The 26836-nt window shown below is 68.3% G+C and carries 29 protein-coding genes and 1 tRNA gene; 22 read left to right on the top strand and 8 right to left on the bottom strand.

The features are described 5' to 3' along the window. Positions 1-26: 26 nt before the first annotated feature. The 5 genes from hmgA (at position 27) to SNE34_RS09240 (ending at position 5393) form a co-directional block, all read left to right on the top strand. Positions 27-1331 carry a homogentisate 1,2-dioxygenase gene (gene hmgA / locus SNE34_RS09260; RefSeq protein WP_332616698.1) on the top strand — a complete coding sequence of 435 codons (1305 nt, stop codon included), beginning with the start codon at positions 27-29 and terminating at the stop codon, positions 1329-1331. Between the two features lie 71 nt (positions 1332-1402). Beyond that, complete coding sequence (locus SNE34_RS09255) at positions 1403-2065, top strand: lectin (protein WP_332616697.1); 663 nt, start codon at positions 1403-1405, stop codon at positions 2063-2065. Between the two features lie 87 nt (positions 2066-2152). Then, the gene (locus SNE34_RS09250) at positions 2153-3130 is read left to right on the top strand and encodes a calcium/sodium antiporter (protein WP_332616696.1); all 978 of its coding nucleotides are present in this window, start codon (positions 2153-2155) and stop codon (positions 3128-3130) included. A 147-nt stretch (positions 3131-3277) separates the two neighbouring features. Beyond that, positions 3278-4519: a Na+/H+ antiporter NhaA gene (gene nhaA, locus SNE34_RS09245; RefSeq protein WP_332616695.1), complete on the top strand. Its 1242-nt coding sequence runs from the start codon at positions 3278-3280 to the stop codon at positions 4517-4519. A 1-nt stretch (position 4520) separates the two neighbouring features. After that, complete coding sequence (locus tag SNE34_RS09240) at positions 4521-5393, top strand: NAD-dependent epimerase/dehydratase family protein (protein ID WP_332616694.1); 873 nt, start codon at positions 4521-4523, stop codon at positions 5391-5393. On the opposite strand, the gene SNE34_RS09235 is transcribed toward SNE34_RS09240, so the two are convergent. From SNE34_RS09235 to SNE34_RS09225, 3 genes are all read right to left on the bottom strand, one after another. Then, the gene (locus tag SNE34_RS09235; RefSeq protein ID WP_332616693.1) at positions 5390-6277 is read right to left on the bottom strand and encodes a DMT family transporter; all 888 of its coding nucleotides are present in this window, start codon (positions 6275-6277) and stop codon (positions 5390-5392) included. The two genes, SNE34_RS09240 and SNE34_RS09235, sit on opposite strands and share 4 nt — an antisense overlap. Continuing rightward, positions 6278-6754 (bottom strand): Mpo1 family 2-hydroxy fatty acid dioxygenase, encoded by a 477-nt coding sequence (locus tag SNE34_RS09230; protein ID WP_332616692.1) that lies wholly within the window; start codon positions 6752-6754, stop codon positions 6278-6280. Positions 6755-6881: 127 nt separating this feature from the next. Continuing rightward, complete coding sequence (locus SNE34_RS09225) at positions 6882-7871, bottom strand: phosphoribosylaminoimidazolesuccinocarboxamide synthase (protein ID WP_425604493.1); 990 nt, start codon at positions 7869-7871, stop codon at positions 6882-6884. 148 nt (positions 7872-8019) lie between these two features. Between SNE34_RS09225 and SNE34_RS09220 the strand changes: the two genes are divergently transcribed. After that, positions 8020-8397: a J domain-containing protein gene (locus SNE34_RS09220; RefSeq protein WP_332616691.1), complete on the top strand. Its 378-nt coding sequence runs from the start codon at positions 8020-8022 to the stop codon at positions 8395-8397. 49 nt (positions 8398-8446) lie between these two features. Here the strand turns inward: SNE34_RS09220 and SNE34_RS09215 are convergent, their stop codons facing one another. Next, positions 8447-9295: an outer membrane protein gene (locus tag SNE34_RS09215; RefSeq protein ID WP_332616690.1), complete on the bottom strand. Its 849-nt coding sequence runs from the start codon at positions 9293-9295 to the stop codon at positions 8447-8449. Positions 9296-9541: 246 nt separating this feature from the next. Here SNE34_RS09215 and rpe point away from each other — a divergent pair, with 246 nt between their 5' ends. The 8 genes from rpe (at position 9542) to SNE34_RS09175 (ending at position 17311) form a co-directional block, all read left to right on the top strand. Then, the gene (gene rpe / locus SNE34_RS09210) at positions 9542-10216 is read left to right on the top strand and encodes a ribulose-phosphate 3-epimerase (RefSeq protein ID WP_332616689.1); all 675 of its coding nucleotides are present in this window, start codon (positions 9542-9544) and stop codon (positions 10214-10216) included. A gap of 222 nt (positions 10217-10438) precedes the next feature. Continuing rightward, on the top strand, positions 10439-11467 hold the full coding sequence (yegS, locus tag SNE34_RS09205; protein ID WP_332616688.1) for a lipid kinase YegS: 1029 nt from the start codon (positions 10439-10441) through the stop codon (positions 11465-11467). Between the two features lie 208 nt (positions 11468-11675). Continuing rightward, on the top strand, positions 11676-13112 hold the full coding sequence (gene trpE, locus SNE34_RS09200; RefSeq protein ID WP_332616846.1) for an anthranilate synthase component I: 1437 nt from the start codon (positions 11676-11678) through the stop codon (positions 13110-13112). 111 nt (positions 13113-13223) lie between these two features. Then, positions 13224-13922, top strand: a complete 699-nt coding sequence (locus tag SNE34_RS09195) for a hypothetical protein (protein ID WP_332616687.1) — start codon at positions 13224-13226, stop codon at positions 13920-13922. A gap of 194 nt (positions 13923-14116) precedes the next feature. Beyond that, the gene (locus tag SNE34_RS09190; protein ID WP_332616686.1) at positions 14117-14695 is read left to right on the top strand and encodes an anthranilate synthase component II; all 579 of its coding nucleotides are present in this window, start codon (positions 14117-14119) and stop codon (positions 14693-14695) included. A gap of 5 nt (positions 14696-14700) precedes the next feature. Next, on the top strand, positions 14701-15753 hold the full coding sequence (gene trpD, locus SNE34_RS09185) for an anthranilate phosphoribosyltransferase (RefSeq protein ID WP_332616685.1): 1053 nt from the start codon (positions 14701-14703) through the stop codon (positions 15751-15753). Beyond that, a complete protein-coding gene (trpC, locus tag SNE34_RS09180; protein WP_332616684.1) occupies positions 15750-16541 on the top strand; it encodes an indole-3-glycerol phosphate synthase TrpC in 792 nt (263 codons plus the stop codon). Before trpD ends, trpC begins: the two co-directional genes overlap by 4 nt. Continuing rightward, positions 16538-17311 carry a haloacid dehalogenase-like hydrolase gene (locus tag SNE34_RS09175; RefSeq protein WP_332616683.1) on the top strand — a complete coding sequence of 258 codons (774 nt, stop codon included), beginning with the start codon at positions 16538-16540 and terminating at the stop codon, positions 17309-17311. Before trpC ends, SNE34_RS09175 begins: the two co-directional genes overlap by 4 nt. A 157-nt stretch (positions 17312-17468) precedes the next feature. Here SNE34_RS09175 and crp read toward each other — a convergent pair whose 3' ends face one another. Next, complete coding sequence (gene crp, locus SNE34_RS09170; RefSeq protein ID WP_425604492.1) at positions 17469-18158, bottom strand: cAMP-activated global transcriptional regulator CRP; 690 nt, start codon at positions 18156-18158, stop codon at positions 17469-17471. A 166-nt stretch (positions 18159-18324) separates the two neighbouring features. Here crp and speD point away from each other — a divergent pair, with 166 nt between their 5' ends. Continuing rightward, the gene (gene speD / locus SNE34_RS09165; RefSeq protein WP_332616682.1) at positions 18325-19116 is read left to right on the top strand and encodes an adenosylmethionine decarboxylase; all 792 of its coding nucleotides are present in this window, start codon (positions 18325-18327) and stop codon (positions 19114-19116) included. Positions 19117-19706: 590 nt separating this feature from the next. Here speD and coq7 read toward each other — a convergent pair. Both coq7 and SNE34_RS09155 read right to left on the bottom strand, forming a co-directional pair. Continuing rightward, the gene (gene coq7 / locus SNE34_RS09160; protein WP_332616681.1) at positions 19707-20348 is read right to left on the bottom strand and encodes a 2-polyprenyl-3-methyl-6-methoxy-1,4-benzoquinone monooxygenase; all 642 of its coding nucleotides are present in this window, start codon (positions 20346-20348) and stop codon (positions 19707-19709) included. Further along, positions 20345-21526 (bottom strand): (Fe-S)-binding protein, encoded by a 1182-nt coding sequence (locus SNE34_RS09155; RefSeq protein ID WP_332616680.1) that lies wholly within the window; start codon positions 21524-21526, stop codon positions 20345-20347. The genes coq7 and SNE34_RS09155 overlap by 4 nt, the downstream gene beginning before the upstream one ends. Before the next feature lie 169 nt (positions 21527-21695). Here SNE34_RS09155 and rplM point away from each other — a divergent pair, with 169 nt between their 5' ends. From rplM to maiA, 5 genes are all read left to right on the top strand, one after another. Next, positions 21696-22124, top strand: coding sequence for a 50S ribosomal protein L13 (rplM, locus tag SNE34_RS09150; protein WP_332616679.1), 429 nt, complete (start codon positions 21696-21698; stop codon positions 22122-22124). Positions 22125-22137: 13 nt separating this feature from the next. Beyond that, complete coding sequence (rpsI, locus tag SNE34_RS09145; RefSeq protein WP_332616678.1) at positions 22138-22530, top strand: 30S ribosomal protein S9; 393 nt, start codon at positions 22138-22140, stop codon at positions 22528-22530. A gap of 21 nt (positions 22531-22551) precedes the next feature. Beyond that, positions 22552-22626 (top strand) — tRNA-Gln (locus SNE34_RS09140). 223 nt (positions 22627-22849) lie between these two features. Further along, positions 22850-23836 (top strand): fumarylacetoacetate hydrolase family protein, encoded by a 987-nt coding sequence (locus SNE34_RS09135; RefSeq protein WP_332616676.1) that lies wholly within the window; start codon positions 22850-22852, stop codon positions 23834-23836. Positions 23837-23932: 96 nt separating this feature from the next. Next, positions 23933-24595 (top strand): maleylacetoacetate isomerase, encoded by a 663-nt coding sequence (gene maiA / locus SNE34_RS09130; protein ID WP_332616674.1) that lies wholly within the window; start codon positions 23933-23935, stop codon positions 24593-24595. Between the two features lie 4 nt (positions 24596-24599). Here maiA and SNE34_RS09125 read toward each other — a convergent pair whose 3' ends face one another. Beyond that, positions 24600-25709 carry a PilT/PilU family type 4a pilus ATPase gene (locus SNE34_RS09125; protein WP_332616673.1) on the bottom strand — a complete coding sequence of 370 codons (1110 nt, stop codon included), beginning with the start codon at positions 25707-25709 and terminating at the stop codon, positions 24600-24602. Here SNE34_RS09125 and SNE34_RS09120 point away from each other — a divergent pair. Both SNE34_RS09120 and SNE34_RS09115 read left to right on the top strand, forming a co-directional pair. Beyond that, positions 25702-26190 carry a DUF4398 domain-containing protein gene (locus SNE34_RS09120; protein ID WP_332616672.1) on the top strand — a complete coding sequence of 163 codons (489 nt, stop codon included), beginning with the start codon at positions 25702-25704 and terminating at the stop codon, positions 26188-26190. The genes SNE34_RS09125 and SNE34_RS09120 overlap by 8 nt on opposite strands. Beyond that, positions 26187-26804 (top strand): hypothetical protein, encoded by a 618-nt coding sequence (locus SNE34_RS09115; RefSeq protein WP_332616671.1) that lies wholly within the window; start codon positions 26187-26189, stop codon positions 26802-26804. Before SNE34_RS09120 ends, SNE34_RS09115 begins: the two co-directional genes overlap by 4 nt. Positions 26805-26836 lie beyond the last annotated feature (32 nt).

Raw genomic sequence — 26836 nt, 5'->3', positions numbered from 1 at the left:
CCCGACTCGCACGGAAGGCTAACGGCATGGCGATCAGCAGCAACGGCTACCAATCGGGCTTCGGCAACGAGTTTGCCAGCGAGGCGATCGCCGGCACCTTGCCGGTCGGACGCAACTCGCCGCAAAAGGTCGCGCACGGGCTGTACGCGGAGCAGTTGTCGGGCACCGCGTTCACCGCGCCGCGCGGCGAGAACCGGCGCAGCTGGTTGTACCGGATCCGTCCGGCGGCGATGCACGGGGCGTTCGAGCCTTATGCGCAGCCGCGCCTGCACAACGACTTCGAGGCCGGTCCGGTCACCCCGGATCAGTTGCGCTGGAACCCGCTGCCGATGCCGGGTGTCGATGCGCCGACCGATTTCGTCGACGGCCTGCTGACCATGGCCGGCAACGGCGGCCCGGCGGCGATGACCGGCATGGGCGTGCACATGTACGCCGCCAACAAGTCGATGGACGGGCGGTTCTTCTACGACGCCGACGGCGAACTGCTGATCGTGCCGCAGCATGGCCGCCTGCATGTCGCGACGGAACTGGGCGTGCTCGAGATCGAGCCGCAGGAGATCGCGGTGATCCCGCGCGGCATGCGCTTCCGGGTCGAACTGCCGGACGGCGAGGCGCGCGGCTACGTCTGCGAAAACTTCGGCGCGCTGCTGCGGCTGCCCGACCTCGGTCCGATCGGCAGCAACGGGCTGGCCAATCCGCGCGACTTCCTCGCCCCGCAGGCGGCGTACGAGGACATCGAAGGCGAGTTCGAGCTGATCGCCAAGTTCCAGGGCCACCTGTGGCGCGCCGACATCGGCCACTCGCCGCTCGACGTGGTCGGCTGGCACGGCAACTACGCGCCATACAAGTACGACTTGCGCCGCTTCAACGCGATCGGTTCGATCAGCTTCGACCATCCCGATCCGTCGATCTTCCTGGTGCTGACCTCTCCCAGCGACACCGCCGGCGTCGGTAACATGGATTTCGCGATCTTTCCGCCGCGCTGGCTGGTGGCTCAGGACACATTCCGGCCGCCGTGGTTCCACCGCAACATCGCCAGCGAGTTCATGGGACTGATCCACGGCGCCTACGACGCCAAGGCCGAGGGCTTCGTGCCGGGCGGCTGCTCGCTGCACAACTGCATGACCGGCCACGGTCCGGACGCGGCGACCTTCGACAAGGCCAGCAGTGCGGACCTGTCGATGCCCGACGTGGTCCGCGACACCATGGCCTTCATGTTCGAGGCGCGGGCGGTGATCCGGCCGACCGTGCAGGCGCTGCAGGCATCGCATCGCCAGCGCGACTACCAGGCGTGCTGGGCGGGCCTGCGCCGGAACTTCGCTGCACCCTAAAGGGGCAGCACTTCGCATCGCATTCACGGTGTCCCGGTAGCCTGCGACGTCCACCGCAGCGGGAAACTCCGATGAAGCTTGCATTGCCGACGTTGACCCTTGGCATCCTCCTGGCCATCGCCGCCTGTGCCGACCGCGGTGCCGAGGACGTGGCCGAGTCGGCGACTCCGTCGCCCGACCTCGAGCAGCCGCCCCGTGACGCTTCGCCGGACGACACACCGACAGGCACCCCGACGCCGGACACCAGCGCCGGCGCCCCCGAGCCCGGCGACGGCCCGGCCAGCTACAACGGCTTCGCCGACGCCGAGTTCGGCATGGACGCCGAGCAGGTGCGCGCGGTCTGGGACGGCGAGCTCGACGGCGGCCCCGGCGACGGGCCCGGCGCCGAGAGCGCGAGCTGCTTCCATCTCAGTCCGGCGGGTCAGTGGAGCATGGGCCACTTCGCGCTGATGTTCGGCGACGGCGGGTTCGCCCGTTACTCGGTCGCCAACGACGAGATGACCGCGCCTGGCGGCGGCCGGCGCGGAATGGACGACGCCGAGATCGTGCAGCTGTACGGCGACGGCAATGTCGAACGCCAGCCACACAAGTACAGCGACGGCGAGTACCTGCGCATCCACGATCCCGCCGGCAGCGATGCGGTGCTGATCTTCGAGACCGATGCCGAGGGCACCGTCACCGAATGGCGCGTGGGCCTGCCGCCGCACGTCGACTACGTCGAGGGCTGCGCCTGATCCACGCCGCCGACGGTTGGGCGGGCGCGAGGCGGCGAGCGTTGACTTCGGCATAGAATCGAGCCATCCAACCACGGAAACCTCGCCATGCTCGAAGCCGCCGGCTTGTTCGCCCTGGGACTGCTGCTGCTCGCGTTGGGCGGCGACTCGATCGTCAAGGGTTCGGCCGGCCTGGCCCAGCGCCTGGGCGCCTCGCCGTTCGTGGCCGGGCTGGTATTGGTGGCGTTCGCCACCTCGTTGCCGGAAATCGCGGTCAATGTCCACGCGATTGCGCTCGGCCAACCCGACCTCGCGCTGGGCAATGCGGTCGGCAGCAACGTGGTCAACTTCGGCCTGACCCTGGGGGCCGCCGCGCTGGCGGCGCCGCTGTTGGTGCGCTGGCGCAGCCTCGGCCCGTTGCTGCTGGTGCTGGTGCTGGGCACGTTGGCGGTCATCGTGCTCGGTCTCGACGGTACGCTGGGGCGCCTGGAAGGCCTCGGCCTGCTGCTGGCGTTCGTGGTGGCAATGGCATTCGCGTTTGCGCGCAGTCGTCGCGAAGCGCCCGAGCTGCAGGCCGAGATGGCGGCGCTCGCGCGTACCAGCAGCGATCTCGCGCTCAACCTGGTCCGTTTCGCGATCGCCGCCGCGCTGCTGTATTTCGGCTCGCGACTGGTGGTGGCCAACGCCCTGCCCCTTGGCGACTGGCTGGGTCTGTCGACGCTGCTGACTGGCCTGATCCCGGTCGCGATTGGTACCGCGCTACCGGAGATCGCCGCCGCGGTGGTCGCCGCCCGGCGCGGGCAGGGCGACCTGGTGGTCGGCCATGTAGTCGGGTCCAGCGTCTTCAACCTGCTGGTGATCGTCGGCGCGATGGCGCTGTGGCAGCCGCTGGTGCTGCCGGGATTGCTGCTGCGCTATGCATTGCCGGCGGCTCTCGCATTCGCGCTGGTGATCTACCCGATGCTGCGCGGCGACCTGCGGGTCGGCCGCGGCGAAGGCGCGATCCTGCTGGCAGGTTTCGTCGTATGGCTGGCAGTCGAGCTGTGGCTGGTCGGCAGCGCTGGCACCGTGGCCACCGTCGGCTGAGCCCGGAAGCCGACGAAATCCTGTAGGAGCGACGTAAGTCGCGATTGGAGAGTCGGCCGGCCATCCGGTTCCGATCGCGACTTACGTCGCTCCTACGGGAGCGTTGCGCGCAGAAGGTGCGGCCAGTGCGGTTGATACACTGGCCCGATGACCGATTCCCGCGCCGCATCGCCCACGCCCCGCCGCCCACTGTCCCTGCGCGCCTTGCGCGCGATGACCGAATTCCTGCGCCTCGAGGCCGCCGGCGGCATCCTGCTGATCGGCGCGGCGGTGCTGGCGATGATCGCCGCCAATTCGCCGCTCGAGGAGTTCTATGACAGCTTCCTGGAGATGCCGGTCCAGGTGCGCGTCGGCGACTTGAATATCGCCAAGCCGGCATTGTTGTGGATCAACGACGGCCTGATGGCGATCTTCTTCCTGCTGGTCGCGCTGGAGATCAAGCGCGAGGCGCTGACCGGCCAACTGGCCGGCCGCGCGCGGCTGATCCTGCCGTTGGTCTGCGCGTTCTGCGGCGTGCTCGTGCCGGCGTTGATCTTCACCGCACTCAACCACGACAACAGCGAGGCGATGCGCGGCTGGGCGGTGCCGACCGCGACCGACATCGCGTTCGCGCTCGGCGTGCTGGCGTTGCTGGGTTCGCGCGCGCCGGTCGGGATGAAGCTGCTGCTGTCGACGATCGCGGTGGTCGACGACCTGATCGCGATCGTCATCATCGCGGTGTTCTATTCGCATGGCATGTCGGTGACCGCGCTGGCCTGGGCCGGCGCCGCGCTGGCGTTGATGTGGTTGCTCAATCGCCGCGGCGTGACCGCGCTGACGCCGTACCTGCTGCTGGGGGTGTTCCTGTGGGTGTGCGTGCTGAAGTCCGGCGTGCACGCGACCCTCGCCGGCGTCGCCACCGGGCTGATGATCCCGCACGTCGACCCGAACAACGCGATCCACGACGAGGTCGAGCATTCACCACTGGAACACCTCGAGCACGCCCTGCATCCGTGGGTCGCTTACGCGATCCTGCCGGTGTTCGCTTTCGCCAATGCAGGCCTCGCGCTCGGCGGGCTGAGCCTGGGGTCGGCATTTGCGGCGGTGCCGCTGGGCATCATCCTAGGGCTGGTGATCGGCAAGCCGATCGGCATCGTCGGCGCCGCGGTCGGCATGCGCGCGCTGGGCTGGGCGAAGTTCCCCGACGGCATGGACATGCGCGCGATGATCGGCCTCGGCCTGTTGTGCGGCGTCGGCTTCACCATGAGCCTGTTCATCGCCTCGCTGGGCTACCGCGACCCGGTCAATTACGAGGGCGCGGTGCTCGGCGTGCTGTGCGCCTCGGTGATCGCGGCAGTCGTGGGCTACGGCTGGCTGCGGATGGTGTTGCCGCGTGATGCGCGGCGCTGACATGCGCAGGGCATTGGTGTTCGGTGGTACAGGTCAGGTCGGACAGTCGGTAATCGATCGTTTGCGCACGGACGGCTGGCGGGTCACCGCGTTGTCGCGCCGCGCGCAACCCGACGTAGAAGGGCTGTGCTGGCTGCGTGGCGATTTCGACGCGATGCCACCAATGCCGGGGGCATTCGACGCGATCATCAGTTGCGGACCGCTCGACCGTTTCGGACGCTGGTATGCGCAGACCGACGTGACCACGCCCCGGGTGGTCGCTTTCGGCTCGACCAGTATCGAGACAAAACAGGTGTCGGCCGATGCGATCGAGCGTGACCTGGTGCGACGCTTGGGCGAAGGCGAGGCAAACGTGTTCAGAACCGCACGGTCGCGTGCGGTCGCGGCTACGCTGCTGCGGCCGACATTGGTTTATGGCGTCGGTCGCGATGCCAGTCTGACCCGTATCGCGCAACTGGCGCGACGCTGGCGCCGTTTTCCATTGCCGCGCGGCGCCAACGGCCTGCGTCAGCCGGTGCATGTCGATGACCTCGCCGACGCCGTCCTTGCCTGTCTGGAGCAGCCGGCCAGCTTCGGTCGCGCCTATGCGCTGCCGGGTGGCGAGACGCTGCCGTACCGGGAGATGGTCGCGCGCGTGCTGTCCGCGCTGCAGCCGCCGGCGCAGTTGCTCGAGTTACCCCCAACGCTGTTCAGAGCGGTCCTGCGCATCGCCCAGGCCAGCGGCCGCGCGCAGGGGCTCGGTGGCGCGGCCGTGGCACGCATGCACGACGACCTGGTGTTCGATGCCGAATCCGCGCAGGCCGACTTCGGCTACGCGCCGCGCCGGTTCCAGCCCCGTGCCGACATGTTCGAAGCGCCGCGGAACGACGCCTAGATTTCCTTGGCCAACGGCATCGTCCGCGCTTTTGCGAGCGCGCGCAGGGCCACGCCGAGCACGCCGCCGAGCACCATCGCGCCGCCGAGGAACAACCGGGGGCCCGGGCGGTCACCCCAGAACGCGATGCCGAGCCCGACCGCGAGCACCGGCACCAACAGCAGCCATGGGGTGACCTGGGCGACCGGGTGCTTCTGCACCAGCACGTAGTACAGACCGTGGCCGAGCAGCGAGGAAACGAATGCCGCGTAGGCCACCCCGACCCAGGCCACCCAGCTGGCGGAGGCCAGCGCCGGGATCGCGCCCGGCTCCAGCACCATGCTGATCGCCAGCAGCGGCAGCACCGCGATCGTCGCGGTCCAGCCCTGCATGCTGTAGGCATCGATCCCGCGCAGGCCCTTCATCAGCACCGTGCCGATCGCCAGGAACAGCGCCGCCAGCAGCATCATCGCCAGTGCCAGCGGGTCGTCGAGCACCAGTGGGTCGAAGCCAAGCACCAGCACCCCGCCAAAGCTGACCGCGATTGCCAGGCCGGTGCGCCAGGCGAATTTCTCGCCGAGTGCGAACCACGCAAGCACCGCGGTCATCGGGATGTAGCTCTGGATCACGATCGCCGGCGACGACAAATCGCCGGCCATCTTCAGCGCGACGAAGCTCAGGCCGAAATGCAGCACGCCGACGCACAGGCAGACCGCCAGCAGGCGTGGCCACTGGTCCGGCGGTGGCCGCTTGAGCCAGAACAGCAGCGGCAGGCCGAGCGCGACGAAGCGCAATGCGGTGAACAGGAACGGCGGGATCTCGCGCAACGCGTAGGCCGAGGTCAGGAAATTGCCGGCCCAGGCCACGCAGATCAGCAGCACCAGCAGGATGTCGCGCGGTGACATCTAGTAGGACCAGCCGAGCTTGCGGTACAGCTTCGCCAGCACCCAGGCCGGGCCGATCAGCAGGTAGGTCAGGTCGGTCAGGAAGCTCGGCTTGCGGCCCTCGATCTTGTGGCCGACGAACTGGCCGATCCAGGCCACCACGAACACCGCGACCGCCGACCACAGCAGGGTCGTGCGGCCGAACGCGTTGAACACCGCGAAGCTCAGCAGCGCCATCAGCACGAACATCGCCAGCATGCCCAGGCCCAGCGCGCGTGAGTGGCGGTAGTAGAACAGGGTCGCGCCGAACATCGCTGCCGCTGCCCAGAAACCGGGTCGGAACAGCGTGCCCGGCGCCGGGATGCACCACAGCAGGGCGACGATGCTCCAGACGATCGCCGGCACGCAGACGACGTGGATCAGCTGGTTGGTCGCGTTGCGATGATCGCCGGAGTAGCTGGCGAACCAACGGTCGATCGGGCGGGTAGTCGCGGACATTTCATTTTCCTCCCGATGCAGGGCCGTGCGGCGTATTGTAGGAGCGGCTTCAGCCGCGATCTGAAACCGTCGCGGGCGCACGATTCCAGATCGCGGCTGAAGCCGCTCCTACAAAAACGGTCAAGCCTCAGTCTATTGCAATGCCCGCCAACCGGTGCAGCGCCTCGGCATAACGCGCCCGCGTCCGCTCGATCACCTCGGCCGGCAGCTTCGGCCCGGGCGCGGTCTTGTCCCAGTCCAGCGTCTCCAGGTAGTCGCGGACGATCTGCTTGTCGTAGCTCGGCGGGCTGCTGCCGACCTGGTACTCGTCGGCCGGCCAGTAACGCGAGGAGTCCGGCGTCAGCATCTCGTCCATCACGTACAGGCGGCCGTCGGCGTCGGTGCCGAACTCGAACTTGGTGTCGGCCAGCAGGATCCCGCGTTCGGCCGCATAGTCGGCGGCGAAGCGGTACAGCCGCAGGGTCGCGTCGCGCACCGCCTCGGCCAGTTCGGCGCCGCACAGCCGCACCGCGGTGTCGAAGTCGATGTTCTCGTCGTGGTCGCCGACCGCGGCCTTGGTCGACGGGGTGAAGATCGGCTCGGCCAGCTTCTCGGCCTGGCGCAGGCCGTCGGGCAGGGCGATGCCGCTGATCCGGCCGGTGCGCTGGTAATCCTTCCAGCCGCTGCCGATCACGTAGCCGCGGGCGATGCATTCGATCGGCACCGGCTTGAGCCGCTTGGTCACCACCGCGCGGCGGGCGTACAGCGCGGGGTCGACCCCGGCCGGGAGCACGTCGGCGACGTCGATCCCGGTCAGGTGGTTGGCAACGATGTGGCTGGTCTTGCCGAACCAGAAGTTGCTGATCTGGCACAGCATCTCGCCCTTGCCCGGGATCGGGTCGGGCAGGACCACGTCGAACGCGCTGAGGCGGTCGGTCGCGACCATCAACAAGTAGTCGCCGTTCGGCGTGCCAGCGGGCAGGCGGTCGGCAGGCAGGTCGAACACGTCACGGACCTTGCCGCGGTGGCGCAGGGGCAGGCCGGGCAGGTCGGATTCGGAGAGCGAGGCTCGAAGCACGGTGTTGGACAACGTCGGATCCTTGATGGTCACGGTCCCCGTCGCCGCGGTGCGTCGCATGAATCCACGCGCGCGTGCGCGACGGGGCCGGGCAGTGTACGACGACGCGACGACGGCTGCAGGTAGACTGGCCGCCTGACGCCGGGCGTCGGCGCCACGGTTCGCCGGGCCGGATCCGGACCCGGGAAACCGCAATGGCGCGAGGCCGATGAATCGCTGGTACGGCAAGCTGATCGGGGTGGTGCTCGGCATCGCGCTGCTGCGGTTCAACCCGCTGTTCGGCGCGTTGGTCGGGCTGCTGATCGGCCATGCCTTCGATAGTGGCTGGTTCAGCGGTGCGCGGGGTCGTCCGAAGGGCCGCGCCGCGGACGAGCGAGCGCCGCGCGAAGACCCGTACGCCGTGCTCGGGGTCGGCCCCGAGGCCAGCGATGCCGAAATCGAACGCGCCTACCGGCGGCTGATCTCGCGGCACCACCCGGACCGGGTGGGTGGCGACGCCAGCGAGCCGCGTCGGCAGGCCGCGACCCGCGCCGGCGAGATCAACCGCGCCTACAAGCGGATCAAGACCTTGCGCGGTCGGCGTTGACACCACAGCCGCTGCCGGGCCGAAGTCCGGCCCGCAGCGGCTCCCCAACTCAGAACCGGTAGGTCGCGGTCAGCCGCAGGCTGTCGAGATCGAAGTCCTCGTCGCCGCGGCGGAAGTCGGTGCCGTCGGGATTGACCAGTACGAACGGGTTGGTCGCCGGCACCGGGCCTTGCGCGCGCACGCGGAATTCATCGTCGGTCAGGCGGGTGTGCATGTATTCGATACCGATTGCGAGATGGTCGTTGGCCAGGTACTCGTAACCGATGCCGTACTGTTCGCCGTCCGCGTCGCTTTCGCCGGTGTTGGTGAAAGTGTTGGACCCGTTGGTAGTGCTGAAGCTGTTCTCGATGGACGCCTGCGCATAGCCGGCGGTGACGTAGAGCAGGTTGTCGGGGATGCTGCCGCCACCGAACGCCATGCCGACACGACCGCGGACGGCGAACAGGTCGTCGATCTTCCGCAACATGGTGTAGCTGGCCGGCGTGGTGCTGAATCCGGTCACGCCATCCCGGGCTTCGTTCCAGCCGTAGTCGCCGACCAGGCCGACCACGAAGCCGCCGATCTGCCAGTCGAAGCCGGCACGCAGGCCGACGTCGGCGCCGGCCGTGTTGTCGTTGCAACCATCGGCGGGAGTGCTGCCGCGCGCGGTGCCGTCGCAGAACCCGGGTGAGAACGCGTCGGCGCCAGCGCCAGTGCGCACGGTGTCGTCGAAACCAGAGTCCAGGTTGGTGTCGAACCGGATGCGATCACCTTCGTCGTCCGGATCGAACCCGGCGCCGGCATAACCGCCGACGTAGCCACCGGTCCAGGTGTCGTCGGCGGTCGACTGCGCCAATGCGGGGGACATGCCGAGGACGAGCGCGGCGAACACGGTTGCTCGGGGGAAGTGCGAAATCATGGTGTCGCTCCTCTGGATTGGGGGATTCTCGTTCCGGTTGCACGTGCGATGCCGTGATTCGAGCGTGGGCGAATGTCCACGATCGCTGGGCGGGCATCACCCGGCGATACGGCCATCCTCCACATTCGGATGCAGCGGCCCCCTGACCGCGCCCTCACAATGCTGAGCCCGGCGTCAAAAGGCGGCGAGCTTTCCCCGTTCATGCGGGAAGGCCACAATGCTCCCCTGTCCGAGCGAGCCCGCGCCATGCAACCGACCGTCATCGCCCCGTCGATCCTCTCCGCCGACTTCGCCCGCCTCGGCGAGGAAGTCGACAACGTCATCAAAGCCGGCGCCGACTGGGTCCATTTTGACGTCATGGACAACCACTACGTGCCGAACCTGACCATCGGCCCGCTGGTCTGCGAGGCGTTGAGGAAACACGGGGTCACCGCGCCGATCGACGTGCACCTGATGGTCGAGCCGGTTGACCGCATCGTCCCGGACTTCGCCAAGGCCGGCGCCAGCTTGATCAGCTTCCACCCCGAGGCCAGCCGCCACGTCCACCGCACCGTGCAGCTGATCAAGTCGCACGGCTGCCAGGCCGGGTTGGTGCTTAACCCGGGCACGCCGGTGGAGGTGCTCGACTACGTGCTCGACGAGCTCGACATGGTGCTGCTGATGTCGGTCAACCCGGGTTTCGGCGGGCAGGCGTTCATTCCGTCCACGCTCGACAAGCTGCGCCGCGTGCGCGAGCGGATCGACGCCAGCGGCCGGGCGATCCGGCTGGAGATCGACGGCGGGGTCAAGGCCGACAACATCGCCGAGATCGCCGCCGCCGGCGCCGACACCTTCGTCGCCGGCTCGGCGATCTTCAACGCCGACGACTATGCCGACGTGGTGTCGCGGATGAAGGCGGCCGTGGCCGGCGTGCGCGGCTGAGATCCGCGGGTCGCACAAAAAAAGAAGACCGATGTCCAGGGGCGGCCATCGGTCTCCAGCAATGATTGGAGGCAATCCCGCCTCCGCCAGTCGTCCCTGTTATGGCCTTCCATGCTCCGCCCATTGCATGACGCCCCGATGACAGAGCGCGGTGGCGCCGGGCCGGCGGCAGCCCCTGTTTGCCGGTCGCCGTTTTCACGACGACATTGCTAGCCTGTCGCGATGAGTAAACCCAAACCCGTGCCGGACCAGCCCCGCTGGCGCCTGATCCTCAACGGCAAGTCCGCCGGCGACGAACTGCTGCGCGCAGCGGTCGCGACGATGCGCGAGCAGGGGATCGCGCTCAGCGTCCGGGTGACGTGGGAGGACGGCGATGCCGAACGCTACGTCGCCGAGGCGATCGCCGATGGCGTCGACACCGTGATCGCGGCCGGCGGTGACGGCACATTGAGCGAAGTGGCGACCACGCTTGCCCAGCGCGACGAGGACGCCGACACATTGCCGAGCCTGGCACTGGTGCCGATGGGCACGGCCAACGACTTCGCCAGCGCCGCGCAGATCCCGGTGGAACCGGATGCGGCGCTGGGCCTGGTACGCACCGCGACCGCGCAACCGATCGACCTGTTGCGGATCGACAGCCAGCACGACATCCACTGGTGCGCCAACCTCGCCAGCGGCGGGTTCGGCACCCAGGTCACGGTCGAGACCGACGAGGGCCTGAAGAAGATGCTCGGCGGCTTGGCCTACATGATCACCGGCATCGCCAAACTCGGCCGGATCGATCCGATCCAGGCCCGGATCAGCGCGACCACGGCGACCGGCGAGGCGTTCGAATGGCAGGGCGGCTTCATCGCCCTGGGCATCGGCAACGGTCGCCAGGCCGGCGGCGGCCAGGCGCTGTGCCCCGGTGCGGTGATCGACGACGACCTGCTCGACCTGACCATCGTTCCCGAACTCGAGGGTGAGGTCGCAGGCACCCTCGGCACGCTGGTGGCGGACGGCAAGGACGCTGCGCTTGAGCGCGTGGCCGTGCGCCGTCAGCTGCCGTGGGTCGAGATCGAAGCACCCGAGCCGCTGACCCTCAACCTCGACGGCGAGCCGGTCCAGTCGACCCGCTTCCACATCGATTGCGTCGCCCGGCGCGTGCGCATGCACCTGCCGCCGGGCTGTCCGTTGCTGCGTCCGCCCGCCAATCCGTTGCCGGCGGAAGACGCGGCGCCGGAACCGCCGCCCGGGCTGGTCATCGCGTAAACTGCGCCGATGAATTTCCGGGCGAACCTGTTGTCCCGCGATGCCGGTTCCTGCAACGCCGACGCGGGTTGGCGATGGTGGCTTGCCGCTGCCGTCACCGCCCCGTCGCCCCTTGAGGAAATGCCGCGTGTCCACGCCCGACCACCAGTCCGAACGCTTCGCCCAGCAGGCCGCTGACGGCCACACCCGGATCCCGGTGGTGCGCGAGGTGTTCTCCGACCTCGACACCCCGTTGTCGGTCTACCTGAAACTCGCCGACGGCCCGCACACCTACCTGTTCGAATCGGTCGAGGGTGGCGAGCGCTTCGGCCGTTACTCGATCATCGGCCTGCCGGCGCGCCGCGTGTACGCGTTCGCCGGCCACACCCTGTATGTCACCGAGCACGGCGAGCTGGTCGAGGCGCGCGAGGTCGCCGATCCGTTCGCCGAGGTCGAACGCCTGCGCACGCAGTTCTCGGTGCCGAAGATCGACGGGCTGCCGGGCTTCACCGGCGGCTTGGTCGGCTGGTTCGGTTTCGAGTGCATCCAGTACATCGAGCCCCGGCTGGCCGGACCCGGTCCCGATGGTGAGCTCAAGCCCGACGAGCTCGGCACCCCAGACATCCTGCTGATGCTCAGCGAGGAAGTCGCAGTATTCGACAACCTCAAGGGCCGGCTGTACCTGATCGTCCACGCCGACCCGGCCGAGCCGCAGGCCTACGCCAAGGCCAATCGCCGGCTCGACCAGCTCGTCCATCGTCTGCGCAACAGCGGCGCGAGCTACCCCGAAACGCTCGACCCGAACGGCCTGGACGAGGCCGATTTCGTCTCCGGTTTCACCCGCGAGGGTTTCATCAAGGCGGTCGAGCAGTCGAAGGAATACATCCGCGCCGGCGACATCTTCCAGGTCGTGCTGAGCCAGCGCCTCAGTGTGCCGTTCAAGGCTCGCCCGGTCGACGTCTACCGCGCCCTGCGCGCGCTGAACCCGTCGCCGTACATGTACTTCCTCGACGTCGGCGAGATGCAGGTGGTCGGCTCATCGCCGGAGATCCTGGTCCGGCTCGAGCACGACGAGGCCGGGCGCGGCACCGTCACCGTGCGGCCGATCGCCGGTACCCGCCCGCGCGGCGCGACCCCCGCGGAGGACGCCGCGCTCGAGGCCGAACTGCTAGCCGACCCGAAGGAACGCGCCGAACACCTGATGCTGATCGACCTCGGCCGCAACGACGTCGGCCGGGTCAGCGAACCGGGCACGGTCGAGGTCGGCGAGCAATTCGTGATCGAGCGCTACAGCCATGTCATGCACATCGTCAGCGAGGTCACCGGCACCTTGAAGCCCGGCCTCAGCTACGCCGACGTGCTGCGCGCGACGTTCCCGGCCGGCACCGTCAGCGGCGCCCCGAAGATCCGCGCGCTGGAGGTCATTCGCGAACTCGAGCCGATCAAGCGCAACGTCTACGCCGGCAGCATCGGCTACCTCGGCTGGCACGGCGACGCCGACACCGCGATCGCGATCCGCACCGCGGTGATCCAGGACGGCCGCCTGCACGTGCAGGCCGGCGCCGGGATCGTCTACGACTCCGACCCGGCGAAGGAATGGGAAGAGACGATGAACAAGGGTCGTGCCCTGTTCAGGGCCGTGACGGAGGCTGCACGAGGCCTGTAGCCGCCTGTCGCGGTGGCCGCCGCGCGCAACCCTCAACGTCATATTCACAGAGGGGCGGGTTCACTCGAACCACGACGGTCGCAGGCGCCCAGGCGCCGGGGAAGGTCACCGATGCAGCTCGTTCACGACAAGCACGTGCACACCCGATTCTCCAACGGTTGCCCGCAAACGCTCGAACTGGTCTGCCCGCATTGCCTGAAGGAGTCGAGCTTCCTGCCGAAGTCGTGGCACGAGCACGGGCGCCAGGTCGCCGTCGCCGAAGCGCCGTGTTCGCGCTGCGAGGACAACGTGCTGTTCCTGCAATTGCTCGAGGACAGCAACGGCATCCACAAGGCCGCCGAGTTGTACCTGCACCCCCCGTCCACCGCCCGCGACAGCGTGCATGGCCTCGAGCATCTGGCGGCATTGTCGGGTCCACTCGGGCGCACCTACGAGTCGGCGTTGAAGCTGTACAACCAGACCGAGTGGGGCGCGTCGGCGCTGATGGTGCGACACCTGCTGGAAGGCCTGGCCACCCGCCTGCTGCCCGACGACAAGCGCGATCTGTCACTGCCGCGGCAACTGGACGCGCTGGCCGAGGTCGACCTGGCCGCACCACTGCGCGACATCGCCGGCCTGCTTGCCCCTGACGGCAGTTTCGGCCGCGAGTTCGCCGACGAAGCCGCGATCGACCAGGCCACCGCAGGGCAACTGCTGGAGTTGACCGAATATCTGATCGCCTACCTGGTGGTGTTGCCCGGGGCGATGGCCGAACTCAAGAGCCGGATCGCGACCGCACCGGTGCCCCTGCGACGCAGCAATACCGGCTGACCCAGCGCCCTCGATGGCGGCTGACCGCGCCTGGTGCCGGGAAGGTCCCGGCAATGGTGCCGGCCGCAACCGCCGGGTATCCTGTTGCGCGCCTATCCAGCTTCCCCGGGCACCCGCCACGGCTGCCTGCGCGGGCTCTCGACTCCCAACGAAGTCAGGTCAGGCCTCTTTCCCCCCAAGAGGTTTCCGGCAGCATGTTGCTGATGATCGACAATTACGACAGCTTCACCTGGAACCTCGTGCAGTACCTGCAGACGCTGGGCGCCGAGGTCAAGGTGGTCCGCAACGACGAGTTGTCGGTGGCCCAGGTCGAGGCGCTGCAGCCTTCGCATATCGTGATCTCGCCGGGGCCGTGCACGCCCAACGAGGCCGGGATCTCGGTCGCGGTGATCGAGCGGCTCGGCTCGCGGGTGCCGGTGCTGGGCGTGTGCCTGGGCCACCAGGGCATCGGCCAGGCCTACGGCGGCGACGTGGTCCGGGCCAAGACGATCATGCACGGCAAGACCTCGAAGATTCGTCATGAAGGGCAGGGCGTGTTCACCGACCTGCCGGACGCATTCGAGGCGACCCGCTACCACTCGCTGGTGGTGTCGCGCGAGACCCTGCCGGCGTGCCTGGAAATCACCGCCTGGAGCGACCACGAGGACGGCTCGTTCGACGAGATCATGGGCCTGCGCCACCGCGAGCACCCGGTCGAGGGCGTGCAGTTCCATCCCGAGTCGATCCTGACCGAGCATGGCCACGCCATGTTGAAGAATTTCCTGGAGCGTTGAGCGTAATGCCGATCACCCCGCAAGAAGCCCTGCAGCGCACGATCGAGCACCGCGAGATCTTCCATGACGAGATGGTCGAGCTGATGCGCATGATCATGCGCGGCGAGGTCAGCGCGCTGATGACCGCGGCGATCATCACCGGCCTGCGGGTCAAGAAGGAGACCGTCGGCGAGATCGCCGGCGCGGCGCGGGTGATGCGCGAGTTCGCGCGGCCGGTCGAGGTCGCCGACCGCAGCCACCTGGTCGACATCGTCGGCACCGGCGGCGATGGCGCCAACACGTTCAACATTTCCACCGCGAGCAGTTTCGTGATCGCCGCCGCCGGCGGCCGGGTCGCCAAGCACGGTGGCCGCAGCGTGTCGTCCAAGTCCGGTAGCGCCGATGCGTTCGAGGCGCTCGGCGCGGCGATCGAGCTGCAGCCCGAACAGGTCGCGCGCTGCATCGAGCGCACCGGCATCGGCTTCATGTACGCCCCGCTGCACCACCCGGCGATGAAGGTGGTCGCGCCGGTGCGCCGCGAGATGGGGGTGCGCACGCTGTTCAACATCCTCGGCCCGCTGACCAACCCGGCCAACGCACCGAGCATCCTGATGGGCGTGTTCCATCCCGACCTGGTCGGCATCCAGGTCCGGGTGCTGCAGGAGATGGGCGCGCAGCGCGCGCTGGTGGTGTGGGGCCGCGACGGCATGGACGAGTTGTCGCTCGGCGCCGGTTCGCTGGTCGGCGAGTTGCGCGACGGCCAGGTGCGCGAGTACGAGGTGCATCCGGAGGATTACGGGATTGCGATGGCCGCCAGTCGCAACCTGCAGGTCGCCAACCCGGCCGAGTCGATCGCGATGCTGCGCGAGGCGCTGGACGACGTCGACGGCCTGCCGCGCGAGATCGTCGCGTTCAACGCCGGTGCGGCGCTGTACGTGGCGGGCGTGGCGGAGAGCATCGGCGATGGCATCGAACGCGCGCGCAAGGCGATCACGTCCGGCGCGGCGCGGGCCAAGCTCGAAGAGTTCGTGGCGGTGACCCGGGAGCTCGCGGGAGAACCGGCGGAGGCCGGCCGATGAGCGACATCCTCGCCACCATCCTCGCGCGCAAGCACGAGGAAATCCGCCAGCGCAGCCAGATCCGTGCGCTCGACAGCGTCCGCGCGCGCGCCGCCAGCCAGCCGCCGGCGCGCGGCTTCGTCGAAGCGATCCGCCGCAAGCACGCCGCCGGCGAGGCCGCGGTGATCGCCGAGGTCAAGAAGGCCAGCCCGTCGAAGGGCCTGATCCGCAAGGACTTCGACCCGGCCGCGATCGCCCGCAGCTACGAGGCCGGCGGCGCGGCGTGCCTGTCCGTGCTTACCGATGTCGACTTCTTCCAGGGCAGCAACCGCTATCTCGGCGAGGCCCGCGAGGCCTGCGCACTGCCGGTGCTGCGCAAGGACTTCATCGTCGACCCTTACCAGGTTTACGAGGCACGGATGATCGGCGCCGACTGCATCCTGCTGATCGTCGCCGCGCTGGAGGACGGGCCGCTGGTGGAGATGGCCAACCTCGCCCACGAGCTCGGCATGGACGTGCTGGTCGAGGTCCACGACATCGACGAACTGGAGCGCGCGCTGCAGGCCGACTGCGAGCTGATCGGGGTCAACAACCGTAACCTGCGCACCTTCGAGGTGTCGCTCGACACCTCCCTGCAACTGCGCGACGCGGTGCCGCCGGACCGCACCATGGTCACCGAGAGCGGCATCGCCAGCCGCGACGACGTGGCGCGGCTGCGCGGCGCCGGCATCCACACGTTCCTGATCGGCGAGTCGTTCATGCGCGAGCGCGAGCCGGGTGCGGCGCTGCAGCGGATGTTCGCGCCGTGAGTGTCGCCGGTCCCGCGGCACGACAGGCCTATCCCGGCAATCGCGAAGGCGCGCCGCTGGTGGTGTTCGACTTCGACCACACCCTGTATGACGGCGACTCCGGTGGCCACCTGTTCGCCTGGCTGATCCGGCGCGTCTGGTGGCGAACTCTGCTGGCGCTGCTGATCGCCCCGCTGTTCGGGCCGATGGTGGCGTTCCTGCCGACCCGCCGGGTCGGCATCTCCGGTTTCGTCTGGGCCGGCACGATCGGCTTCCACCGCCGCCGCGACCTCGATGCGCTGATCGACCGCTACGTCGCGCGCCATGCCGACCAGATCAAGCCACGGCTGCTGCCGGTCGCGCTGGAGGTGCTGCACCGCCATCGCCAGGCCGGCGACCAGGTGGTGATCGCCACCGGCGCGCCGCCGGAACTGGCGCGGGCGATCCTCGCCTTCGTCGCCCACGAGGACGTGCCGGTGGTCGGCACCCAGGTCGGGCCGCGATTCGGCGCGGTGGTCGCCACCCGCCACTGCCACAACGAAATGAAGATGACGATGCTGCGCGACGCCGGGTTCACCGCGCCGGTCGCCATCGCCTATTCCGACAGCAGCGCCGACCTGCCGCTGCTCAAGGCCGCGAAGAAACCCGTGGTGGTGAACCCCAAGGCCGCGCGGGTCGAGGTGTTCCGCGAGGTCCTGCCGGCCGGCACCCCTATCTTGAACTGGGGCTGCGTAGACCGGGCGGGTACGCCGGCGACCCTGTCCCCCAAGGGGACTTCCTTCGGGGCGTAGGAGCGGCTTCAGCCGCGATCTGGAGTCGGCACGGGCGAACGGTTTCAGATCGCGGCTGAAGCCGCTCCTACAAAATCCCCGGGCAGGTCAGGATCAGCGCCTGCCCAAACAAAACGGGCGACCCACAGGCCGCCCGTTCGGGTCACGCGTCCGCGATTCAGCGGGTGCCGTACAGCACCACGGTCTTGCCGCGCGCGTGCAGCTTGCCGTCGGCCTGCAGCTTCTTCAGCACCCGGCCGGCCATCTCGCGCGAGCAGCCGACCAGTCGCGACAGCTCCTGCCGGGACACCCGCAACTGGGTGCCGTCGGGGTGGCTCATCGCCTCCGGTTCCTTCGCCAGGTCGTGCAGGGCGCGGACGATACGGTCGGTGACGTCGAGGAACGCCAGGCGGCCGGCCTTGCGGCTGGTGTCGAGCAGGCGCCGGGAAATCTGTGCGCCGATCGAATACAGCAGCTTCGGCGCGTCGGTCGCCAGCCGCGACTGCAGCAGGTCGTAGAAGCGCTCGTGTCCGATCTCGGCCAGCTCGCACGGGGTGCGAGTGCGCAGGATCACCTCGCGCTGGTCGCTTTCGATGAACAGGCCGAGCTCGCCGACGAACTCGCCGGGACCGAAATAGCCCAGCACCAGTTCGCGGCCGTCCTCTTCCTCGGTGATGATGCTGACCGAGCCGGAAACCACGTAATACAGGGTGCTGGCCGGATCGCCGGGGCGAAACACGTCAGTGCGCGACGGGTAGCGGCGGCGGTGGCAGTGAGCCAGGAAACGTTCGATTACCGCGCCGTCTGGCAGCAGTGGGCTGTTGGTTCTACGCAGGGCAGTCAAGGGAGCTACCAGGTTGGCGGACATGGGCATGTTGCTCGAGGCATCCGCCGAGCTTAGGTCGAACTGGCGTCGCGTGGCAAATCCTGCCGCTGCGGGACAGCTTGCCGGGCGGCTCCCGTGGCCCGGGCATTTTCCCCGGGGCGTCGATTGCCGCATAATCGCCCCCTTATCCGCCGTACCGGGAACCGCCGTGGTCAAGCCGTTGCCGCGCCTGAAGTTGCAGGGGTTCAATAACCTCACCAAGGCGCTCTCGTTCAACATCTACGATGTCTGCTACGCCGCCTCCGAGGAGGAGCGTCGGCGCTACATCGAGTACATCGACGAGGCCTACAACGCCGATCGTTTGACCCAGATCCTGACGGACGTGGCGGACATCATCGGCGCCAACATCCTCAACATCGCGCGCCAGGACTACGACCCGCAGGGCGCGTCGGTCACGATCCTGATCTCCGAGGAGCCGGTGGTCGACAAGCGCGACGCCAAGGGCGTGATCTCCGATGCGGTGGTCGCGCACATGGACAAGTCGCACATCACCGTCCACACCTATCCGGAGACCCATCCGGACAACGGCATCGCGACCTTCCGCGCCGACATCGACGTGGCGACCTGCGGGGTGATCTCGCCGCTGAAGGCGTTGAACTACCTGATCGAGAGCCTGGAATCGGACATCGTGGTGATGGACTACCGGGTGCGCGGCTTCACCCGCGACGTGAAGGGCAAGAAGCACTACATCGACCACAAGATCAACTCGATCCAGGACTACCTGGCCAAGAACATCCGTTCGCGCTACGAGATGATCGACGTCAACGTCTACCAGGAAAACATCTATCACACCAAGATGCACCTGAAGGACTTCGACCTGGACCGCTACCTGTTCGAGGAGAAGGCGCGCAACCTGTCGTTCAAGGAGCGCCTGAAGATCGAGGCGCGGCTCAAGCGCGAGATCGAGGAGCTTTACCACGGGCGCAATCTGGCCGACTGATCGGGTCGTGGGGTGCTGCGGGAAGGCCGGCTTGATGTCGGCCTTTTCTGTTTTTGGGAGTTGGCGGAACTGCGTTTGGTGTTGGCTTGATGGCAACGGCAACGGCAACGGCAACGGCTGGTGGGATTCGCGGCTTCGGGTGGGGCGCCGCCCTGTCCGGGCATTGCTACTCGGTTCGGGCGGCCATCCATGGCCGCACTCATCGCCGTGCGCCATCCATGGCGCACTCTCCGCAATACCCGGACAGGACGCCGCGTCGCGCGTGCAGGGCGCGGATTCTTGGTGGCGCATCCGTCGTCTTTTCTTCCATGGCGTATGCACGGGCTTCTGTAGGAGCGGCTTCAGCCGCGATCGGACAATTTCTCGCCCGCGCCGACTCCAGATCGCGGCTAAAGCCGCTCCTACAAAAAGCGCCGACGTTCGCTCAGCGCCGATGTAGGAGCGACGTAAGTCGCGACCCGCCGAACCCGTGAGGCGATGTACAGGTCGCGACTCACGTCGCTCCTACCCGAAGCCAACGAAGCCGCCGGCCGCCTCCTGCTTCGCGCACGTGGCCGAAGCAATCACGCCACTACAACCGCCCTGAGGCTTCAGACCCGATAAGCCACGGTCTTCATCACCTTCGAAGCCGCAGCCATCAATGTCGGAATCGGCGGCGGCAGGACCCGCGCGCCGGCGGATTCGGCATTGGCGGCATGACGCGCCTCGTCGGCCTTCATCACCCCGAGGATCGCGCGGCTGCGGGCGTCGGCCGACGGCAGCGATTCCAGGTGCTCGTCGATGTGGGCCTCGACCTGGCGTTCGGTCTCGACCACGAAGCCGAGGTTCCAGCCGTCGCCGCGCAGGCCGGCGAGGGCGCCGATCGCGTAGCTGCCGGCGTACCACAGCGGGTTGAGCAGGCTGGGGCGGCTGTCGAGCTCGCGCAGGCGCTGGTGGCACCAGGCCAGGTGATCGGTCTCTTCCTGCGCGGCGTCGAGCAGGTGGGCGCGGGTCGCCTCGTCGCGGGCGACCGCGGCCTGGCCGCAGTACAGCGCCTGGGCGCAGACTTCGCCGACGTGGTTGATCCGCATCAGGCCGGCCGAATGGCGGCGTTCGTCATCCTCCAGCACGATCTCGGCCTGGCCGGCGGCGGGGTTCGGGCGCAGAGCCGGCGGCGCGCCGAGCACGGTTTCGATGGCGCGCTGGGCGTCGCCCAACAGTCGGTCCAGCGGGGACAGGGTGCGAGCGGTCATGACGTCGATTCTACGGTTTGGTGGTGAGCTGGCGGTGCAGGTGCGAGCGCGTCGGCGAGAAATTCCAGCGGATGCCGCACCGGCAGCGCGGCGCTATTGGCCAAGTGCAGGCGGCAACTGAGATTGGCGCTGAGCAACTCGGTGGCACCGCTGCCGGCGAGTTGCTCGATCAATGGCTGCCGGTAGTCGGCCGCGCGGCCGGGCTCGGTGAGCATCTGCAGGCCGGCCGCGCCACAGCAGCCGAAACCGTCGTCGAGTTCGATCACCTCCAGTCCCGGGACCTGCGCCAGCAGCCGGCGCAGCGCCGGTACCGACCGCACCACGTTGCGCTGGGTACAGGGCAAGTGGACAGCGATGCGCTCGCGGCGCTCGGCGAAGTGCAACTGCGCGCGGTGGGCGTCGAGGAACTCCAGTGCGTCGATAGTCGCCGTGCCGACCCCGGTGGCAACGGCCTCGTGGCAGCCGCTGGCCAGCGTGAGTACGCGCGCGTGCCCGGCGAACGCGATGCGGTTGGCGGCGGCCAGCCGGTCGGCGCGGGCACTGTCGCCGGCATGCGCATGCGCGCTGCCGCAACAGCCTTGTCCGACGGGGATCGCCAACTCGACCGCCAAAGCCGCGCACAACCGAGTCAACGCCGCGCGCGCCGCACCTTCATAGGGGCCGGCGATGCAGCCAACGAACAGCGCCGCCGTGCTCGCGGTGACTCCGGTGGCGGGAGCCGGCCGCACCGGCGTGGCCGCCGGCGGGCGCGGCAACAGGCGCCAGCTCGCCGGCAACAGTGGGTGGCCGAAGCGATACAGGCCCAGCAGGCCGGCGAGCAGGCGCGGCCGCGCGAGAAGCGCCTCGGCGACCTGCTGGCGCCAGCGCGCCGGACACCGCGCGCGTTGCCGGCCTCGTGCCTCGACCAGCAAGGCGCCATACTCCACCCCGGCCGGGCACACCGCCTCGCAACTGCGGCAGCCCAGGCAGTGGTCGAGATGGGCGTCGCCAATGGCGGTCGGCTCGATGGCGTCGAGCGCCCAGGCCCGGGTCAGCGCGATCCGGCCGCGCGGCGACTCCGCTTCCAGGCGCTCGCGGCCATAGGTCGGGCAAGCCGGCAGGCACAGCCCGCATTGCACGCAACGGTCGGCCAGCGCCACCAGTGGATCGGTGGGGAGCGTGCGCGTGGCAGGGAGCATGCATCGATGCTAACATGGGCGGTTCAGTGAGCTTGCGGCGCACCGCAAGTCCCGCTATCATTCCGCCTCTTTCGTTTCCGAATACCAAAACGCGTGGCGAAATTCCGGCAGCGGCCCTCGGGGCGCAACCACGGAATCAGCCCGGCTAGGTACCCAAAGAAGATCAGTCATGAAGACATTCACCGCCAAGAACGAGACCGTCCAGCGTGACTGGTACCTGGTCGACGCCTCCGGCAAGACCCTGGGCCGCCTGGCCGCCGAGCTCGCCCACCGCCTGCGTGGCAAGCACAAGCCGGTGTTCACCCCGCACGTCGATACCGGCGATTACCTGGTCGTGATCAACGCCGAGAAGATCGTGGTCACCGGTAACAAGCTGGCCGACAAGAAGTACCACCGGTTCACCGGCTATATCGGCAACCTGAAGACCGAGACCCTGGGCCAGGCGCTTGAGCGCCACCCCGAGCGCGTCATCGAGACCGCCGTCAAGGGCATGCTGCCGAAGAATCCGCTCGGCCGCGCCATGTACCGCAAGCTCAAGGTCTACGCCGGCGCCGAGCACCCGCACGCCGCCCAGCAGCCGCAGCCGCTCGATATCTAAGGTCACTACGCATATGGCAATCCAGCAGAACTACGGCACCGGCCGCCGCAAGTCCTCCACCGCTCGCGTGTACCTGCGCAAGGGCGAGGGCAACATCACCATCAACAAGCGTTCGATCGAGGAGTTCTTCGGCCGCGAGACCGCGCGCATGATCGTGCGCCAGCCGCTCGAGCTGACCAAGTCGACCGACAAGTTCGACGTCAACGTCACCGTCGCCGGCGGCGGCACCACCGGCCAAGCCGGTGCGATCCGCCTGGGCATCGCCCGCGCGCTGGTCGAGTACGACGAGTCGCTGAAGGGCGAACTGCGCAAGGCCGGTTTCGTTACCCGCGATGCCCGCGAGGTCGAGCGCAAGAAGGTCGGCCTGCACAAGGCGCGTCGTGCAACCCAGTTCTCCAAGCGCTAATATTTGTCCGCCAAGTTCCATAGCCCCGTCGCCAAGCGGTAAGGCACCTGACTCTGACTCAGGCATTCGGTGGTTCGAATCCATCCGGGGCTGCCAAGACGCAAACGAAAAAGCCCGCCTCACGGCGGGCTTTTTCGTGTCCGTGGCGATGATCCGATTTTGGTAGGAGCGGCTTCAGCCGCGATCGGGAGTCGGCGCGGGCGAACGGTTACCGATCGCGGCTGAAGCGCTCCTACAGGAGCTTCGGGTTACCGCGCTCGTAGCGAACCGTTACAATTGAAACCATCGCGTTTAGACGCTGGAATCAGGAGGTTGTTCGATGAAGCTGGGCTCTCTCAAGGAAGGTGGCCGCGACGGCACCCTGATCGTGGTGTCGCGGGACCTCACCCGTGCGGTGCGTGCGACCGGCATCGCCGATACCCTGCAGCGCGCGCTGGAGGATTGGTCGAACATCGCGCCGCGGCTCAATACGCTGTCCGACGCGCTCAACGAAGGCAAGGCCGACGGTGCGTTCGACCTCGACGTGGCGGCTCTCGCAGCGCCGTTGCCGCGTGCCTACGAGTTCGTCGATGGCAGCGCCTACCTCCCGCACGTCGAGCGTGTGCGCCGCGCCCGTGGCGCCGAGGTGCCCGAGAGCTTCTACACCGATCCGCTGATGTACCAGGCGGTCAGCGCCGGCTTCCTCGGCCCGCGCGACCCGGTCCGGGTGCCGAGCGAAGACTACGGCATCGACCTCGAGGCCGAGCTGGTGGTGGTCACCGACGACGTGCCCATGGCGCTCACTCCCGAGCAGGCCGCCGGCCACATCCAGCTGATCGGCCTGGTCAACGACGTATCGCTGCGCAAGCTGATCCCGGGCGAGCTGGCCAAGGGCTTCGGTTTCGTCCAGTCCAAGCCGCGCTCGGGCCTGAGCCCGGTGTTCGTGACGCCCGACGAACTGGGCGATGTCTGGCGCGACAGCAAGGTCCACCTGCCACTGCTGACCCACGTCAACGGCAAATGGTTCGGCGCCCCGGAGGCCGGGGTCGACATGCAGTTCAACTTCGCCCAGCTGGTCGCGCACGTCACCAAGACGCGGCCGCTGTCGGCCGGCACCATCGTCGGCTCGGGCACGATCGCCAACGAGGACACCAGTCTGGGGGCCTCGTGTTTCGCCGAGTTGCGCACGGTCGAGACCCTGCGCGACGGCAAGCCGTCGACGCCGTTCATGAGTTTCGGCGACACCGTCCGCATCGAGATGCTCGACAAGGCCGGCAACAGCATCTTCGGCGCGATCGAGCAGCGCATCGAGCGCCACGACGCCTGACCGGCGGTGGCGCCGCGCCGGCGGATGGTCGTTCGCCGGCGCTTGCATCGGATACCGTGCTCAGGGGGAGCGCAGATGGCAGAAGGAAGGTCGCGGGTGGATCAATTGCAGCTGTATTCGTACTGGCGCTCCAGCGCCGCCTATCGCGTGCGGATCGGCCTGAACCTCAAGGGCCTGGCCTACGAGACGATCCCGGTGCACCTGGTGCGCGACGGCGGCGAACAGCATGCCGAAGGCTATCGCGAGATCAACCCGCAGGAACTGGTGCCGGTACTCAAGCACGGCGACCGGATGCTGCGGCAGTCGGTCGCGATCCTCGAGTACCTCGACGAAACCTGGCCCGAGCCGGCGCTGCTGCCGGCGACCAGTCGCGACCGCCAGCGCGTGCGCGCGATTGCCCAGGCGGTGGCCTGCGATATCCATCCGCTCAACAACCTGCGGGTGCTGCAGTACTTCGACAATACCTGGAACGTCCCGCAGCCCGAGCGCGACGAGTGGGTGCGGCACTGGATCGTCGGCGGCTTCGCCGCGATCGAGGCGATGCTCAACGACCACCCCTCGACCGGCGAGTTCTGCGAAGGCAACATCCCCGGTCTTGCCGACTGCTGCCTGGTGCCGCAGGTCTACAACGCCCGCCGGTTCGGGGTCGACGTCGCGCAGTTCCCGACGATTGCCAGGATCGACAAGGCCTGCCTGGCGCTGCGGGCGTTCGACGGCGCGCGCCCGGAACTTCAACCGGACGCGCCGCAACCCAACTGAGTCGCTATTGCTCGGCGTTGAACACGTCCGCGTAGGGATCGTGTTCGGCATCGGCGCCTTCCGACAGGCGGAACTTCAGTGCCAGGCCGTCGCGCGAGTCGGCCGCCTGCAGCGCCTCCTCCATCCCGATCCGGCCTTCCTTTTGCAGCCGGAACAGGCACTGGTCGAAGGTCTCCATGCCTTCCTCCAGCGTCTCCTCCATCGCGTGCTTGATCTCGTGGACCTGGCCGCGGCGCATCAGGTCGCGGATGTGCGGGGTGTTGATCAGCACTTCGGCGGCCGGCAGCCGGCGGCCGTCGGTGCCGATCACCAGGCGCTGCGAGATCACCGCCTTCAGGTTCAGCGCCAAATTCATCAGCACGTTCTTGTGCGCGCCCTCGGGGAAGAAGTTGAGGATGCGCTCCAGGGTCTGGTCGGCGTTGTTGGAGTGCAGTGTCGCCAGGCACAGGTGGCCGGTCTCGGCGAACGCGATCGCTGCCTCCATCGTGGTCTGGTCGAGGATCTCGCCGATCAGGATCACGTCCGGCGCCTCGCGCATCGCGTTCTTCAGCGCGTTGTGGAAGGTGTGGGTGTCGAGCCCGACCTCGCGCTGGTTGACGATCGAGCGCTTGTGTCGGTGCAGGTACTCGATCGGGTCCTCGATGGTGAGGATGTGCCCTGCGATGTGGCTGTTGCGGTGGTCGATCATCGACGCCAGCGTGGTCGACTTGCCCGAACCGGTCGAACCGACGATCAGTACCAGCCCGCGCGGGGCCATGATGATGTTCTTCAGCACCTGCGGCAGCTGCAGTTCCTCGATCGACGGGATCACGCTGCGGATCGCGCGGATCACCATGCCGACCTCGCCGCGCTGCTTGAACACGTTGATGCGGAAGCGCCCAGTGTCGGGCAGCGCGTAGGCGATGTTCAGCTCCAGGTCGCGCTCGAACTGCGGCACCTGGCCCTCGTCCATCAGCGAGTAGGCGATTTTCTTGACCATGCCCGCCGGCAGCCCGGTGTTGCCCAGCGGGTGCAGCCTGCCCTCGATCTTGATATAGACCGGCGCGCCGGTGGACAGGAACATGTCCGACGCGTTCTTCTCCGTCATCAGCTTCAGGAAATAGCCGATGTCCATGCACACACCCCTCGTTGAATCCGGCGTACGGTTGCCATTGCAAGCGCGGCGCCAGCCTGACCACAATGGCCGTGCGAAAAACTTCCGACACGGCTCCCCTATGCATCGCAGCTTCGCACAAATCCGTAACTTTCTACTGGGCACAGGTCTCGCTTGCGCGATCAGCGCGTGCGCCACCCTGCCGCCGCCGACCGCCGAGCTGAACAACGCCCAGCAGGCGGTCGTGCGGGCCACCGGGGCCGATGCCGACCAGTATGCCAGCGCCGAAATCGCCACCGCCCGCGGGGCCCTGACCCGGGCCCAGGCGGCGATGGCGGAGGGTCGCGAGGACGATGCCCGCAATCTCGCGAAGGCCGCCTGGGCCGACGCCGACCTGGCCCACGCGCTCAGCCGCGAAGCGCTGGCGACCGCGGAACTGGCCCAGCGCCGCGCCGAGGTCGAGCACCTGCAAAAGCGCCTGCAAGGGGAGGGGAGCCGATGACACCGTATTCGACCGCAAGGGTGGCGATGCTCGCCGCCGCGATCGCCGTCGCGCTGCTGACGGCGGCGCCGGCCCGGGCACAGCAGGATGAAAGCGCGGCCGCCCGGCTCTCACAGCAACTCGTCGCCCTGGATGCCGACAGCCAGACCGCCAGCCTGGCCGCCTACGAGCGCCTGCAGGCGCGTCAGGCCGTCGAGGCGCTGGCCAACGCCCGCAGCCGTGACCGCGATGCCGCCTACTATGTCGCCGAGCGGCGGGTCCGGATCGCCGAGATCGCGGCCCGTACCGAGGCGATGCAGCGCCGGATCGACCAGCTCGAGCGCGAGCGCAGCGAACTGATCGTCGAGGCCAGCCGCCGCGATGCCGCCCAGGCCCGCGCCGAGGCCGAGCGTCTGCGGATCCAGGCCCGGATCCAGGCCGAGGAAGCCGCCCGCCTGCGCCAGCAGACCGTGACCGATGCCGAGGCGATGCAGGACATCGAGGCCGCGCTGCAGAACGTTGCCGGCGCCCAGGCCGCCAAGCTCAAGGCTGCCCGCGAGCGCGAGGCCGAGCTGGCACGTCAGGAAGCGGAGCTGCTCAAGCAGGTCGAGGCGGCATCCGACGACGATCAATAGCGGCACCGCAGGCGGTCCGCTCGTCCGGAAAT

This window comes from Novilysobacter erysipheiresistens, from assembly GCF_036663935.1.
GTDB lineage: Bacteria > Pseudomonadota > Gammaproteobacteria > Xanthomonadales > Xanthomonadaceae > Novilysobacter > Novilysobacter erysipheiresistens.
The sequence above is the reverse complement of the archived record's forward strand: the minus strand, read 5'-3'. Positions and strand labels throughout refer to the sequence as shown.

What these genes read in the sequence shown, in the direction of transcription:
- hmgA (WP_332616698.1), top strand. Translation starts at nt 27, where the DNA reads ATGGCGATCAGCAGCAACGGCTACCAATCGGGCTTCGGCAACGAGTTT.
- SNE34_RS09255 (WP_332616697.1), top strand. Translation starts at nt 1,403, where the DNA reads ATGAAGCTTGCATTGCCGACGTTGACCCTTGGCATCCTCCTGGCCATC.
- SNE34_RS09250 (WP_332616696.1), top strand. Translation starts at nt 2,153, where the DNA reads ATGCTCGAAGCCGCCGGCTTGTTCGCCCTGGGACTGCTGCTGCTCGCG.
- nhaA (WP_332616695.1), top strand. Translation starts at nt 3,278, where the DNA reads ATGACCGATTCCCGCGCCGCATCGCCCACGCCCCGCCGCCCACTGTCC.
- SNE34_RS09240 (WP_332616694.1), top strand. Translation starts at nt 4,521, where the DNA reads ATGCGCAGGGCATTGGTGTTCGGTGGTACAGGTCAGGTCGGACAGTCG.
- SNE34_RS09235 (WP_332616693.1), bottom strand. Translation starts at nt 6,277, where the DNA reads ATGTCACCGCGCGACATCCTGCTGGTGCTGCTGATCTGCGTGGCCTGG.
- SNE34_RS09230 (WP_332616692.1), bottom strand. Translation starts at nt 6,754, where the DNA reads ATGTCCGCGACTACCCGCCCGATCGACCGTTGGTTCGCCAGCTACTCC.
- SNE34_RS09225 (WP_425604493.1), bottom strand. Translation starts at nt 7,871, where the DNA reads ATGCGACGCACCGCGGCGACGGGGACCGTGACCATCAAGGATCCGACG.
- SNE34_RS09220 (WP_332616691.1), top strand. Translation starts at nt 8,020, where the DNA reads ATGAATCGCTGGTACGGCAAGCTGATCGGGGTGGTGCTCGGCATCGCG.
- SNE34_RS09215 (WP_332616690.1), bottom strand. Translation starts at nt 9,295, where the DNA reads ATGATTTCGCACTTCCCCCGAGCAACCGTGTTCGCCGCGCTCGTCCTC.
- rpe (WP_332616689.1), top strand. Translation starts at nt 9,542, where the DNA reads ATGCAACCGACCGTCATCGCCCCGTCGATCCTCTCCGCCGACTTCGCC.
- yegS (WP_332616688.1), top strand. Translation starts at nt 10,439, where the DNA reads ATGAGTAAACCCAAACCCGTGCCGGACCAGCCCCGCTGGCGCCTGATC.
- SNE34_RS09195 (WP_332616687.1), top strand. Translation starts at nt 13,224, where the DNA reads ATGCAGCTCGTTCACGACAAGCACGTGCACACCCGATTCTCCAACGGT.
- SNE34_RS09190 (WP_332616686.1), top strand. Translation starts at nt 14,117, where the DNA reads ATGTTGCTGATGATCGACAATTACGACAGCTTCACCTGGAACCTCGTG.
- trpD (WP_332616685.1), top strand. Translation starts at nt 14,701, where the DNA reads ATGCCGATCACCCCGCAAGAAGCCCTGCAGCGCACGATCGAGCACCGC.
- trpC (WP_332616684.1), top strand. Translation starts at nt 15,750, where the DNA reads ATGAGCGACATCCTCGCCACCATCCTCGCGCGCAAGCACGAGGAAATC.
- crp (WP_425604492.1), bottom strand. Translation starts at nt 18,158, where the DNA reads ATGTCCGCCAACCTGGTAGCTCCCTTGACTGCCCTGCGTAGAACCAAC.
- coq7 (WP_332616681.1), bottom strand. Translation starts at nt 20,348, where the DNA reads ATGACCGCTCGCACCCTGTCCCCGCTGGACCGACTGTTGGGCGACGCC.
- SNE34_RS09155 (WP_332616680.1), bottom strand. Translation starts at nt 21,526, where the DNA reads ATGCTCCCTGCCACGCGCACGCTCCCCACCGATCCACTGGTGGCGCTG.
- rplM (WP_332616679.1), top strand. Translation starts at nt 21,696, where the DNA reads ATGAAGACATTCACCGCCAAGAACGAGACCGTCCAGCGTGACTGGTAC.
- rpsI (WP_332616678.1), top strand. Translation starts at nt 22,138, where the DNA reads ATGGCAATCCAGCAGAACTACGGCACCGGCCGCCGCAAGTCCTCCACC.
- SNE34_RS09135 (WP_332616676.1), top strand. Translation starts at nt 22,850, where the DNA reads ATGAAGCTGGGCTCTCTCAAGGAAGGTGGCCGCGACGGCACCCTGATC.
- SNE34_RS09120 (WP_332616672.1), top strand. Translation starts at nt 25,702, where the DNA reads ATGTCCATGCACACACCCCTCGTTGAATCCGGCGTACGGTTGCCATTG.
- SNE34_RS09125 (WP_332616673.1), bottom strand. Translation starts at nt 25,709, where the DNA reads ATGGACATCGGCTATTTCCTGAAGCTGATGACGGAGAAGAACGCGTCG.
- SNE34_RS09115 (WP_332616671.1), top strand. Translation starts at nt 26,187, where the DNA reads ATGACACCGTATTCGACCGCAAGGGTGGCGATGCTCGCCGCCGCGATC.